9 protein-coding genes are annotated in these 12,679 nt (G+C 67.8%); 3 read left to right on the forward strand and 6 right to left on the reverse strand.

The genetic code is table 11. The features are described 5' to 3' along the window. Positions 1-138 precede the first annotated feature (138 nt). The 5 genes from ABZ192_RS00715 to ABZ192_RS00735 all read right to left on the reverse strand — a co-directional run bounded on the left by ABZ192_RS00715 (position 139) and on the right by ABZ192_RS00735 (position 6,792). Entirely contained in the window at positions 139-2,616 is a 2,478-nt protein-coding gene (locus ABZ192_RS00715) for a carbohydrate binding domain-containing protein (RefSeq protein WP_356922363.1), read from the reverse strand. A 121-nt stretch (positions 2,617-2,737) separates the two neighbouring features. Further along, a complete protein-coding gene (locus tag ABZ192_RS00720; RefSeq protein WP_356922364.1) occupies positions 2,738-3,595 on the reverse strand; it encodes a glycoside hydrolase family 43 protein in 858 nt (285 codons plus the stop codon). A 115-nt stretch (positions 3,596-3,710) separates the two neighbouring features. Next, positions 3,711-4,547, reverse strand: a complete 837-nt coding sequence (locus ABZ192_RS00725; RefSeq protein ID WP_356922365.1) for a carbohydrate ABC transporter permease — start codon at positions 4,545-4,547, stop codon at positions 3,711-3,713. 12 nt (positions 4,548-4,559) lie between these two features. After that, positions 4,560-5,432: a sugar ABC transporter permease gene (locus ABZ192_RS00730; protein ID WP_356922366.1), complete on the reverse strand. Its 873-nt coding sequence runs from the start codon at positions 5,430-5,432 to the stop codon at positions 4,560-4,562. Between the two features lie 91 nt (positions 5,433-5,523). Next, on the reverse strand, positions 5,524-6,792 hold the full coding sequence (locus tag ABZ192_RS00735) for an extracellular solute-binding protein (RefSeq protein ID WP_356922367.1): 1,269 nt from the start codon (positions 6,790-6,792) through the stop codon (positions 5,524-5,526). Between the two features lie 495 nt (positions 6,793-7,287). On the opposite strand from ABZ192_RS00735, the gene ABZ192_RS00740 reads away from it, so the two are divergent. After that, positions 7,288-8,310, forward strand: a complete 1,023-nt coding sequence (locus tag ABZ192_RS00740) for a LacI family DNA-binding transcriptional regulator (protein WP_356922368.1) — start codon at positions 7,288-7,290, stop codon at positions 8,308-8,310. Between the two features lie 663 nt (positions 8,311-8,973). On the opposite strand, the gene ABZ192_RS00745 is transcribed toward ABZ192_RS00740, so the two are convergent. Next, entirely contained in the window at positions 8,974-10,023 is a 1,050-nt protein-coding gene (locus tag ABZ192_RS00745) for a hypothetical protein (RefSeq protein ID WP_356922369.1), read from the reverse strand. Positions 10,024-10,436: 413 nt separating this feature from the next. Between ABZ192_RS00745 and ABZ192_RS00750 the strand changes: the two genes are divergently transcribed. Together ABZ192_RS00750 and ABZ192_RS00755 are read left to right on the forward strand one after the other, a co-directional pair. Further along, entirely contained in the window at positions 10,437-12,233 is a 1,797-nt protein-coding gene (locus tag ABZ192_RS00750) for a hypothetical protein (RefSeq protein WP_356922609.1), read from the forward strand. Further along, complete coding sequence (locus tag ABZ192_RS00755; protein ID WP_356922370.1) at positions 12,233-12,628, forward strand: hypothetical protein; 396 nt, start codon at positions 12,233-12,235, stop codon at positions 12,626-12,628. Before ABZ192_RS00750 ends, ABZ192_RS00755 begins: the two co-directional genes overlap by 1 nt. Positions 12,629-12,679 lie beyond the last annotated feature (51 nt).

Raw genomic sequence — 12,679 nt, forward strand, 5'->3', positions numbered from 1 at the left:
AGACAAGCCCCCGCCCCCAACCCGCCCGGGGGCCCCCCCCCGCTCTCGCTGCCGGGGGGGGGGGGGGGGGGGGGGGGGCGGGGCCCCCCCCCCCCCCCCCACTGTGGGGAAAGGATTCTCCTTGAGGGCCGTGTGCCGTCAGGAGAGCTTGATCAGGGTGTAGTCGTCGCAGTAGCCGGCCGAGGAGCCCGTGTCCTTGTAGCAGTAGACCGCGGCCGAGGTGTTGGTGCTGCCGGTGGTGAAGAAGATCGGCTGCTGGGAGTAGGCGGTGCTGGAGGTGCGCAGGTAGGTCTCGGTGCCGCCGAAGCTCTTCACACCGACGGCGACCTGCTCACTTCCGTTCGCGACCTTGGCCCAGCCGGCCAGCAGGTAGGTGCTGCCCGCGGTGAGGCCGGTGGCGGACTGCTCGACACCGCTGGTGGCGGCGCCGGTCTGCAGGGAGTAGGTGCCGGTGCGGGCGTTGGAAGCGACCACGTTGGACTGCGCGCCGCCGCCGCTTCGGGTCCAGGGGCTCAGGGAGCCGGTCTCGAAGCCCGCGTTGGTCAGCACGTCGGAGGGGGTGGAGATCCGTTCCACCGCGAGGTCGTCGCAGTTGCCGGTGCCGGTGCCGCCGGTGTTCTTCCAGCAGTAGACCAGGGCCGAGGTGTTGGTGCTGCCCGTGGTGAACAGCACCGCGGCCCGGGAGTACGACGTCGTGGCCACGTTGGTGAACTTCTCCGTGCCGCCGTAGTTCTTGACGCCGATGGCGAGGGTCTCCCCGGCGTTCGCCACCTTGGCCCAACCGGTCAGCAGGTAGGTGCTGTTCGGGCTGAGGCCGGTGATGCTCTGGTTGGCGCCGCTGCCGCTCGCCTGGGTGGTGAGGGCGAATCCGCCGGTGTGGGCGCCCGAGGCAGTGACGGAGGGGGCGGCGCCGCTGTTGGTCCAGGGGCTCATCGCGCCCGTCTCGAAGCCGGCGTTGGAGACGAGGTTGCCGCCGGTGCCGTTGTCGGCGCCGATGTTGGGTGCCTCCGTGGCGGAGACCGTGTTGCCGAAGGCGTCCTTGCCGCCGTTGTTGCTGATGACCATTCCGGCCCGGATCACCGGGGACGAGGGGTGGACCTGGTAGGCGTCGGTGCCGGTGTACGAGGAGGAGGTATTCGCGTTGCCGGGGTTGCGGAACTCCGGGTCGGTCACGACCTTCGCCGCATCGGCCGGTTCGGAGGACGGGTGGTTGCCGTAGAAGAGGTTGTTGTTGTAGGTGGAGTTGACGCTGGAGAAGTAGCCGCCGGTGCCGTAGTTGAACACCGCGTTGTTGCGGAACGACAGGTTGCCGGTGACGCTGGTGCCCTTGCGCGAGTACAGGATCGGGGTGTTCAGGCCGCTCTTGTTGATGTAGATGCTGTTGTTGTAGAACCGCGGGACGGCGACCGGACTTCCGCTCCTGTTGGGGACGTTGCCGACGAAGTGGAAGACGCCGGAGCCGTGGGACGCGGTGCCGGAGGCGGGGCAGCCGGCGTTGGAGCCGTCGTTCTCGCTGATGTTGTAGCGGACGACCGTGCCGTCACTGGCGATGGTCGACGTCGGCTCGTTGGCGATGGAGAAGGGCGGCATGACCAGCAGGAAGCCGCCGAGGTTCTGGTGGCTGTAGTTGTACTGGAACGTGGTGTTGTGGTTGCCCCAGTCGACGTCGAAGCCGGTGCCGTCGGCGCCGTTGACGTGGCAGTACACCTCGTTGTTCTGGACGACGGTGTCGTTGCTGCCGGACATCCAGATGCCGGCCGAGGCGCCGTTGCAGTACTGACCGGAGGGCGGGCAGGTGGCCTTCGCGCCGCCGTAGCCGGCCTTGTTGCCCTCGATGAGGGCACCGTCGTTCTTGACGACGAGGACATCGTCGGCGCCGTCGTAGGTCATGGTGTTGTTGCGGATGACCGTGCCCGTGGTCTGACCGGTGCCCTGGCCGTCCCCGTCCGGGGTGACGGCGACGGCGATGCGGTCCACGTGGTCGAAGGTGTTGTTCTCGATCACCACGTCGTCCCAGGTGGAGACGGTTGCGGTGTGGTCGGTCTGGACGCCGACGCCCGCGTTGGTGGAGTACCAGCCGCCCGGCCAGCCGCTGATGTGGTGGATGTTCATGTCGTGCACCCGGATGTGGTGCAGGACGCCGCCCGAGCTGTTCTCGGCGAGGACGCCGGAGCGGTAGGCGGGGGAGGAGGCCGCGTTGGTGAGTTCCAGGCCGCCGATCTCCCAGTACTGCTGGTTGAGCAGGTGGATGACGGGGCCGACGGCGCCGCCCGCGTTGATGACCGGCTTGGCGCCGGTGCCGTAGGAGCCCATGGTGACGGGGCTGCCGGAGGCGCCTGAGCCTTGCGGGGTGAGCTGGCCGGTGCAGGTGGTTCCGGCGGCGAAGAGGATGCTGTCTCCCGCGCCGAAGGTGGTGTTGTTGACGCTGGTGACGGTGTTCCAGGGGCTGGACTGGGTGCCGTTGCCGTTGGTCGCGGCCGAGCAGTCGACGTAGTGGGCACTGCCCGCCGCCATGGCGGCGGGGGCCGGGAGGAGCAGAGCGCCCGCCAGCGTGGCGAGCAGGGTGAGGACGCGGGAGGCCCTGAGGCCCGGACGGTCCGATCTGCGACGCTTCATTGCGACGCTCCTTGCTGGGTGAATGTGTTCTCCGCGCCGCGGGATGCGACGTGGGGCTTCCTGCACCGGGCGGGTCGGCCGAAGCGGGCACGTCCGGAATCTGTGGCTGGGGCGGGGGGCCTCAGCACGGCGGGATCGAGGGCGGGAGCGGCGTTTCGAGGACGGAGGCGTGGCGCATGCCCGGCGGCAGCGCCAGGGAGACGGGCTCCCAGTCCACGCCGTCCTTGCTGCGAGCCGCCCCGTACCGCCCTTCGAGGTAGTGGTCGAAGATCATGACCAGCTCGCCCCCGCGCCGGAAGATCGACGGCCCCTCCACCACCGAGGGGGTGACCGGTCCGGTGCCGGCGGTGTACGGACCGCCGGGGGTCTCGAAGGCGGTCAGGTGGATGTCCTTGTGTGCGGTGGCGAGGTCGTTGGTGCCACGCTCGTCCTTGAAGGCCATGAGGAACCCGCCGTCGTCCAACTGCCGCACGGTGGCGTCGATGACCGAGTGACCGGGATCGAAGAAGACCTCGGGGGCCGAGAACGTGCTGAAGTCCTCGGTGGTGCAGTGCCAGATGCGGTGGTCCTGGCCGACATGTTCGTAGTCGCGGCCCGCGGCCGTGCTCCCGGACTCGACGACCGACGACCAGATGAGGTGGTACAGCCCGGTCCCGCGGTCCAGGAAGAACTCCGGGGCCCAGGCGTTGTGGGCTCCGTCCACGCCGGCCATGACCGGGACGAGTTCCTGGTCCGACCAGGTGAGCAGGTCGGCCGAGGTGGCGTGGACGATGCAGGGGCTCGTCCAGCCGTCGGTGGCCAGCAGATGGAACAGGCCGTCGGGGCCCACCCCGATGAACGGATCCCGCAGTCTGCCGGTGCCGACCGTGCCCCGTAGGACGGGCCGGCCGCCGTTCACCACCGAGAATTCCTCACCGTCGTGGCTGTAGGCGAGGTGGAGCGCCTCGTCGGTGTCGGTGAAGTATGAGACCACGTACATCGGTGGATGGTCCTTCCGGGATGTTCGGGACGGCGGGGATGCCGGGTGTCGGGGCATGGGAGTGCCCTGGACGGTGACGGTGTTCGTGTTCAGGCCTCGGCGGCCGGGCCGGGCTCTACGACTTGACGGCGCCGGCCGACATCCCGGCGACCACGTGCCGCTGCAGGAAGACGAAGATCAGCAGCAGCGGGAGCACGCCGAGCAGGGCGGCCGGGAACAGGGTCGTCGGCTGCACGGTGTGCGGGTCGATGAAGGAGTAGGCGTTCACCATGACGGTGCGCTTGTCGGGGTCCTGCAGGAAGACCAGCGGAACCAGCAGGTCGTTCCAGACCTGGAGGGCGACGAAGGTCAGCAGCGTGCTGGTGATCGGGCGCAGCAGCGGCAGGATGATGGTGAAGAAGGTACGGAGGGCTCCGCAGCCGTCCAGGGCGGCGGCCTCCTCCAGGTCCACGGGGATCGAGCGGACGAAGCTGGTGTAGAAGAACACGGCGACCGGGAGGTTGATGGCCGTGTAGATGATGACCACTCCCGCGTAGCTGTCGAGCAGGTTCAGGTCCCGCATCAGCAGGTACAGGGGCGCCGCCACCACGAAGATCGGTACCGAGGTGCCCAGGATGAACAGCCGGTACACCCAGGTCGACCAGTTCTGGGTGATGCGGGCCAGCGGGTAGCTGGCCAGGGAGCCGATGACGGTGATGCTGAGACACGACAGACCCGTGATGAGCAGGGTGTTCAGCGCGCTGCGCCCGTAGTGGATCTGCCCGAAGGCCTCGGTGAAGTTGTGCAGGGTCAGGGAGTGCGGGAAGCCCAGGGGGGACCTCGCCACATCAGCCGCGGTGCGCAGCGAGGTGACCACGGTGAAGAGGAACGGCAGGACGAACGTCAGCGTGCCGAGACACAGCAGCACGGTGCCGAGGGTGCCGGAGGTCCGGCGCCAGAGGGTGGAGATCATGGTTGCCGTCCGTCAGATTCGTCGCTCGCGGAGCCGGAGCAGGGAGGAGGTGGCGCTGGACAGGACGACCACGGTCACCAGGAGCAGGACCGAGACCGCGATGCCGAAGGCGAACTTCCCGCCGCCGAAGACGTTCCGGTAGACGAGCATGGTCAGGGTGTCCGTGGCACCGGCCGGGCCGCCGTTGGTGAGGACGAGGGGGAACTCGAAGACCTTGAGCGAGCCGATGAGGCTGAGCGTGACGTTCACGGTCAGCGCGGGAGCCAGCATCGGCCACTCCACGCTGCGGAATCGCTGCCAGCCGTTCGCGCCGTCCACCGCGGCCGCGTCGAGCAGTTCGGTGGGCACACTCATGTAGCCGGCGAGGAAGATGGCGCAGGAGTAGCCCGCGAACATCCAGACGTTGACGGCGGCGACCGAGTACAGGGCGGTGGAGGTGTCCCCGAGCCAGACGTGCTGCAGCGAGTCGAGTCCGAACACGCCGAGCAGCGCGTTGATGCCGCCCTCCGGGGCGAACAGGTACGACCAGATGAAGGCCGCCATCACCGGGGAGACGAGGGTGGGGGTCAGCAGCACCACGCTGAGCGTCTTGCGCACCTTGGGCCGGCGGAAGAGCAGGCTCGCGAAGAGCAGACCGAGGGCGTTCTGTGCGACCACGACGACCGCCGCGTACAGCACGGTGTGCCACAGGGCCGAGGTGACCTTCGGGTCGTCGGCCATGGCACGGTACTGCTCCGTGCCGACGAAGTTGGCGATCGGTCCGCCGAGGCTGTCGGTCATGCTCAGATAGACGCCGCGGGCCAGCGGATACAGCATGAACACGCCGTATATGACGATCGCCGGAAGCAGGAAGGCGGCCATGGTGGCACGCCGTCGGTGGAACACGGGAGTCCTCCTCTTGCCCGGACGGGCCGTGGTGGGGGGCGGTCGGGAGCCGCCGATCGCGCTCCCCCCACGGCTGACCAGGGGTGGCCGGTTACTTGGCGGACGCCGCGGTCTGGATGTCCTTGAGGGTCTGCGCGGCGGACGCCTTGCCCAGCAGGTAGGCCTGGATCCTGGAGCCGATCTCGGTCTCGTTGGCCGCGGCGTACCAGGAGTCGGACGGGAGGATCCGGTAACGGCCTTCCTTGAAGGCTGTGGTGAAGGCCGTGGTCTCGGTGGCTTCCGGCGTGGTGCCGTCCGTGAACGGAGACTCCGCGTTCTCGGCCTCCAGGTACTTGGCGAGGTTCTCGTTCTGCGACCAGAACTTGACGTACTCGCGTGCCGCGTCACCCTGCTGCGACTGGGAGTTGACGCCCCACATCGTGCCGGCGAACAGCATGCTGTTGGGCTTGGTGCCCTCGGCGCCGCCCGGCCAGGGAGCGAAGGAGACCGGGAAGCCGGCCTTCTTGATGTTGGAGACCTGCCATGCGCCCTGGTACCAGAAGGCGCTCTTGCCGGCGCTGAAGTCCTGCGGGCCCTGTGCCCACTCGTCGATGCCGAGTTGGTTCTTCCAGTTGACGTACCCCTTGTCCTCCAGGGTCTTCAACTGCTCCAGCGACGCCTTCCAGTCGGGGTTGAACGACGCCTTGCCGTCGAGGAAGTCGGCGTCCCACTGCTTGTTCTTCTGGTAGACGGTGGTCGAACCGCTCGCCTGGAAGACGGAGCTGCCGGTCCACCCGCTCTTGTCGGGCAGCGCGATGGGGTCGATGCCGGCCTTCTTGACCTTGGCGAGGTCCGCGAGGAACGTCGGCCAGTCGGCGGGGACTTCGGTGATGCCCGCCTTCTTCAGCAGGTCCATGTTGGCGTACAGGCCGATGCCGATCAGCTCCATCGGCATCGCGAGGGTCTTGCCGTCGGCCTGCGCGAAGGGCTTGGCGTCCGGGGCTATTCTGCTCGCCCACGACTCCCCGGACAGGTCGGCGAGGTAGCCGGAGGCGCCCCACTTCTTCATCTTGTCCGTGTCGACCATGATCACGTCGCCGGCCTTGCCACCGAGCAGCTCGGGCTGGAGCTTCTGGACGTAGGTGTCGTTCGCGGTGATGTACTCGAAGTCGACCTTGATCTTCGGGTGGGCCTTCTCGAACGCCTTGTTGATCTCCGCGACGTTCGCCGGCTCAGCGCCGCCTCCCTTCCACGCCTGCACGTGGAGGGTCACCGTGCCGTCGCTGGAGGCGCCGGACGACCCGCCTCCGCACGCGGCCAGCGACATCGCCATGGCGGCGACCGTGGTGGCGACCGCGAGACGTCTCCCAGAGCGCTTCATTGCACACCTCACCCATCGTCGGTACGGACCGACTTGTCATCTCTGAAGGGGTTTGAGCGGGCTGGTCGGTTTCCGTGCCGGGTAAGTGCTGACACGTACGGAAAGGGACCGGTCGACCCGATTTTGCGGCGATCGTTCATGCCGATTGCGGGGACTGTAACGCAAAACTTAGCTGGCATCTATACGTAACTTTCTGTGGCTGATTGGCTTGGTTGGCGTGGTCGTGATCCCGGGAGTGGCAGCCCAAATGCCCGCTATATCCATCAATATTGGGCTTGCGCCATGCGGCAATAGGCGGTTTCGTTGACGCACCAGCTGCCTTATCGTTACAGTTTCCTGCGTGTGTTCATGGGGGAGGGCAGCGGGTGCGCGCCCTTCTGGCTCCACAGAGCAGGCCTCGCGCCGAAGGGGCGCGGCACCGCAGGGGAGGCGTCCGCCGGGGGATCCGACGAGCGGACACCGTTCGACCGAAGTCGGCAGACAGAAGGAGTTCGGGTGGCAGGGCGGGCGACGATCGCGCAGGTGGCCGAGGAGGCCGGCGTCTCCGCGATGACCGTGTCCAACGTCATCAACGGCAAGCCGGGGGCCTCAGAGGAGACCCGACGCCGTGTCCTGGAGGTGGCCGGGCGGCTCGGCTACCGGCCGAACGTCTCGGCCCGCAACCTCAAGGCCGGCCGTAGTGGGCTCATCGGCCTCATAGCGCTGGACCTGACCACTCAGTACGGACTGGAGATCCTGCGTGGCGTAGCCGACGAACTCGCCAGTGCCGAGCAGGAACTGCTCGTCAACGCCACCTACCACGACGCGGTGCGGGAAAAGGACCGGATCGAGTTCCTGGCGCGTGGCCTCGTCGACGGCGTGCTCATGATCGCGCCGGTCCTGGAGGACGAGACGGTCGAACTGCTGCGCCGGCAGAAACTGCCCTGCGTCATCATCGACCCTCGGCGCCTGGATGTACCGCTGCCCCGGCTGAGCGTCGACAACTACCACGGCATGCGTCAGGGCACGCAGCACCTCATCGACCTGGGCCACACCCGGATCGCCTACCTCCGCGGTGAGGAGGATCTGGAGAGCACGTCCATCCGCTTCCAGGGCTTCGAGGACGCGATGCGGCTCGCCGGACTGGAGGTCGACGAGCGGCTGGTCGCCTCGTGCGACTTCTCCTATGCCTGCGGCTTCCGCACCACGGCTCGTCTGATCGACGATCACAGTCCGACGGCGGTCGTCGCCGGTGCCGACCTGATGGCGCTCGGCGCCATCGACGCTGCCCGGGCGCGCGGCCTCAACGTGCCCGCCGACTTCTCCGTCGTCGGCTTCGACGACCTCCCGCAGGCGGCGCAGAGTTTTCCCGGCCTGACCACCGTGCGCCAGCCGCTGCACGACATGGGCCAGAAGGCGGCCCGCGCGCTGCTGTCCGTCATCGAGGGGCAGCGGCTGCTCATGGAGCACATGGAGGTGGGTACGGAGCTCGTCGTACGCAACTCGACCGCCCCGCCGCCCCGCGACGGCGCGGCGTGACCCGCGCGATGCCGCGCCGGCTCTTCCGGCGCGCCACGGGACGCAGGACCTGTGCGGCGGGCCGAGCCGGATGCGGTGGCGGACTCAGGAGCAGCACGCACTGATTTCCGGGCACGCCGACGGCGACCGACGACGGGGAGTCGCCGCCGGTTCGACGTGGACGTACGCGAAGGCACGCCGGAAGTGGCGGCCGTGCCGGATGAAGGCACCGGTGACCCCGACGATCACCGTTCTGACACGAATCCGGCACGCGGCTAGTGATCACAGCGGACAGCACCAAGGCCCGGGTCTCTGACCTGGGCCTTCATCATGGAGCGGGTGACGAGAATCGAACTCGCGCTCTCAGCTTGGCAAGCGACGGCGCTCATACAGCAGAGTCGTTTCTGACCTGCGGAAACGTCGCCTTCAGTGTGGCTTCGAGGGCTGCCATTGCACCGCTGTTTACCGTGGTTGTCCGGTCTTATGGGCACGCTGTGGGCATGGGCCCGTACGGAGATGCTGCGCGGGAGCTCGACCGGTCCGTTGTGGTGCTACTCCTCTGGGTTGGGATTGTCCCCGACATGTCGGCTTGCAGATGCACACTCCTGCGGCAGCGTAGGCGGTCAGAGGTGGGCCGTGTGGCCCCTCGGGCGCCCTCGGCCTGCCGGATGTGCCCTGGCGGGTTCAGAAGGTCATCGGCTGGGCAAGGAGCACTGGTTTCCGGTCCAAGCCCTCGAGTACGAGATGGGGGATGATTTCGAGGGCGATGTCCAGGGCGTACTCCAGGGCCGCCGCGCTGGGGGACTTGTCGATGCCCAAGGCTTCGGACCACTTGCGGGGCTGGTAGCGGGCCAGCATCGAGAAGCTATAGAGGAGCAGCCACCAGGTCATCAGGGGCGTTGGGGGCGCCTTCGTGGGCTCAAACGCTGGTCGCAGGTAGCGGTCTTCCGTGAAGCGGTAGGCGGGTGCCCTTGTGTCGAAGAAGTCGCCGATCTCAGCCTCCTCCATGTCCCTCTTGGGGGCCGGCCAGCAGAGTTCGACGAAGAACCGCCCGGGGCGGATCTCTCTGTAGGCGTCCCCTTCGCTCCCCCAGAGTCGTGCGTCGTGGACGCCTGGGTACCTCGGGAGAAACCTCGCCAGCCACGCTTTCCTGTCCGGAAGCGGGGGCATGTCCTCGTTCACACAGACCGACGCGCGCAGGTACTCGACTGGGGGAGTGGCATCGGCCACCCACCTGCCTGTGTCGCCTTGGACAGATGTGTAGCGGTCGGCGATGAAGGTGACCGCCGGATCGCTCGTCATCCCCTTGAGGGGTGCCTCTGTGAGTTCGGGTATGGAGTTCCACAGGGCCCCGATGCTGATCGCATCCGCCGTTCGCTCGGAGCCCGTGGTGTCTGACACGGCCTGGAAGGCACCTTCCCCGTCCGGCCTGACGGCCACATGAGGGATGTCCGGTTCCATGTCGACGACCTTCAGACCGTGCTTGCTGAACGTCCATGTGCCGGGCGTGTGTGCGGCGGTCATCGCCAGACCTGCCTGGACAAGGCCGTAGTACAGGTTGATGGGACGTGTGGCGGCGGAGACTACCTTCGCTGCGTTCATCTGCTCCTCGAACTGCTGCAGAGCAGCGGCGAAGGTCTTCCTTCTGGACGCCGAGTCCTTGAGCCTGGTCTTGTCCATCAGGCTTGTACGCCGGTGCCTCAACCCCACCCGAATCGCTGTTGTGCTGTCCATGCCCCCCGCTCTCTTCCGTGCGCGATAGTCTGCCCGTTTTTTGGCTGCGCGGTAGGGACTGAGGGCGACGTCCGTTGATCGGGGGACCAGTGCGTCCGTGCAGGTGGGTCCGACGACGTGCCTACGAGCGGGATGGAGCTGACCCGGATGATGGCCAACGCCCGAGGCAACTCGCCGAGCCGTAGCCACGCCGGGGCCCTGCGCGAGGCGGGAGGATAGTACGAAGTACGAGCATGCTCCCCGCTGTCGCCGAGCGTGGTCGACACTACCGATGCCTGCACTCTGAGTGTCGCCCGTACATCGCCGACGACCCGTCCGTGGGGAACGTCATTCAGTCAAACTCCGGACCACCAGTGGCCAGTTCGCGCTTTGTCCAGTTTGTGATCTAGCGGTTGCCGGACTGCGCCGTGAAGATGCCCGCCGTATCGGCGAACGGGGGGCGGCATATGGGGTTCGGGCGGGGGCTGCGTGTGCGGGAAGGCGCGGCGGAGGACGTTGTCCAAGGGCCCGCGGTGCCGGTGCAGCCTACGTCTGCGGCATCCGACGAGGTGGATCCGACCTCGTCGGAGGTGACCGGGTTGCTGTGCCAGTCCGTGTACGCGCGCCCGGACCGGGTCAAGGCCGTAAAGGCATGGTGGCGCAAGCTCCGGGGAAAGGAGAAGACGCCGGACAGGCCACGTCGCAGCACGCGAAGACGCATCTACCTCGAGGGCAGTGACGACTGCCCGCCTCTCGGCGAGCCCATGGCGCAGTGGGTTGTGGATCACGTCTTGCACGGGCCGCCCCTGCCTGTTCCGTCGTACGGCTTCGACCTCGTGCCGGTCATCGCGCACAGCCTGCGTGCACGGCGGCGACGCTGGCTGCGGCGGGTTGGCGTCCTGCTGGTCGCAGCGGGTGTCGCGTGTGCGACGCCCCGAGCCGCTGTTGTATGGGGTGTCGTCGTCCTGGTCGCCCTAGTGATGCGATGGGCTGCGCTGCGTGCGGCCCGGAAGGTGAAGAAGTCGCTGCTGGCGCCCTCCCCTCGCTCGGCGTACCTCGTGCTGTGCGTTCCATGGGTGCTCGCGGTGGTTCCTTTCCGGCCGGTCGTCGGCGAGATGGTCGGTCTGCGAGTCGGTCTGCTTCTGCTGCCCTTCGCGTTGCTGGGCGGGGCCGCGCTTGTGTGTGCCGCTGATCGGCTGGCGGCGCGGGCCGCCCTTGCCAGGATCACCCGCGAGGGAGTGTCAACAGACAGGCTGCCGTGGGTGGCTGGGAAGGCGCGGCGCCGGATGTCGCAGATCGGCCGAGAACAGACGTGGATGGAGCTGCCGTACGACCATCCCGAACGGTTCGTCGGGGCTGGGCGCGACGTGTGGGGTGCTGCCGACATCGGTATCCCGCTCAAGCCAAGAGACCCGGAGGAGTCGGTCAAACCGTTCGGCGAGTGGGAGCTGCTGCGACGGATGGGCGCCGCTCTCCGGGAACTGGGGCGCGGGGCCCGGGAGATCACCGATCCGCTGCCCGGCTTTTCCGTTGCCGAGGTGCAGGGTCTGCCGGCGACACTGTGGCTGCGGCGTACCCGTGCGACCAAGCTGGAGATGCCGGACCTGCGTGGCCGGGGTCGCCGGTCGCCGTCCAGCGTGCCGGACCGGCTGTATCTGCGCGCGCAGTGCGTCAGCTGGGACGGCCAGATCGTGGTCAGTGTATTCGTGCATGCCGCGTTGGAAGCGGGGGAACTTCGGCTGACCGTCCGGCCACAGGTGATCACACCCCTGTACAACGAACTGCGGGTCATCGGAGCGCCGGTCGCCAAACGTGGGACCCGCTTGCTCGGTTGCCTCGCGACGCAGTCGGTGTTGGACGCCGCCGCGGGGCCGGTCGCGCTGTGGCGGTTCGTGACCCGGCTCGGGCTCGGCCAGCAGGGCGAGGACGGCAGGGCCGAGGAGAAGGACCCGGTCAGCCTGCGCGACCGGTATTCCACCGAGGAAGTCACCGACATGCACCAGAGTGACGACGCCAAACGGCACGTCGTGCTGATGCAGACCTGCATCTTCCGGGCCGTCTCCGAATACCTCGAAGAGGCGGGCGTGGACACCGCCCCGTACGAGCGTCAGGTGGCCGCGGTCATCACCAACATCCAGGTCTACGGCGACAACAACGCGCCCATCCAGAACGTCGCGGGCAGCGACATCCACGGGGTGGGCCAGAGCAACGGCACCCAGGGAGGCAAGTGATGATCGTCGGACGTGGCCGCCGCGAACAGGAGCAGGGACACGGCTCGGGCATCAGCATCGGAGGCAGCAACCTGGCCCCGATCCAGAGCATCGTGGGGCAGAACATCTCGCATGTGTCCCAGTCCGCATCGGTCCCGGGCACCGTCGACATCGAGACCGTGCGAGACCTCCTCACCTCCTTCCGCACCGATGTCGAGCGCAACGAAGCGGGCCTGGCCAATGCGGCCGTGCTGCGTGCCATGGCGGATTCCGTCGACACATCGCTGGCCGCTCCCGACCCGCAGGCTGGCGCGCTGCGCGGAGTCGCCCAGAGCCTGCCCATGCTGGTGGCGGGAACTGCGGTCCAGCAGGGTGGTGAGGCGCTCGCCAATGCCCTTTCTGCATGGCTGGGGTGACGACAGTTCCGTCCTGGCGGTCACGGTCCACGAGGACGATTTGGGGGAGAG

The sequence above is a fragment of the Streptomyces sp. NPDC006235 genome (genome assembly GCF_040613735.1).
Taxonomy (GTDB): Bacteria; Actinomycetota; Actinomycetes; order Streptomycetales; family Streptomycetaceae; genus Streptomyces.

Coding starts and splice junctions, on each gene's coding strand:
- ABZ192_RS00720 (WP_356922364.1), bottom strand. CDS start 3,595: ATGTACGTGGTCTCATACTTCACCGACACCGACGAGGCGCTCCACCTC.
- ABZ192_RS00715 (WP_356922363.1), bottom strand. CDS start 2,616: ATGAAGCGTCGCAGATCGGACCGTCCGGGCCTCAGGGCCTCCCGCGTC.
- ABZ192_RS00755 (WP_356922370.1), top strand. CDS start 12,233: ATGATCGTCGGACGTGGCCGCCGCGAACAGGAGCAGGGACACGGCTCG.
- ABZ192_RS00725 (WP_356922365.1), bottom strand. CDS start 4,547: ATGATCTCCACCCTCTGGCGCCGGACCTCCGGCACCCTCGGCACCGTG.
- ABZ192_RS00745 (WP_356922369.1), bottom strand. CDS start 10,023: ATGGACAGCACAACAGCGATTCGGGTGGGGTTGAGGCACCGGCGTACA.
- ABZ192_RS00735 (WP_356922367.1), bottom strand. CDS start 6,792: ATGAAGCGCTCTGGGAGACGTCTCGCGGTCGCCACCACGGTCGCCGCC.
- ABZ192_RS00750 (WP_356922609.1), top strand. CDS start 10,437: ATGCCCGCCGTATCGGCGAACGGGGGGCGGCATATGGGGTTCGGGCGG.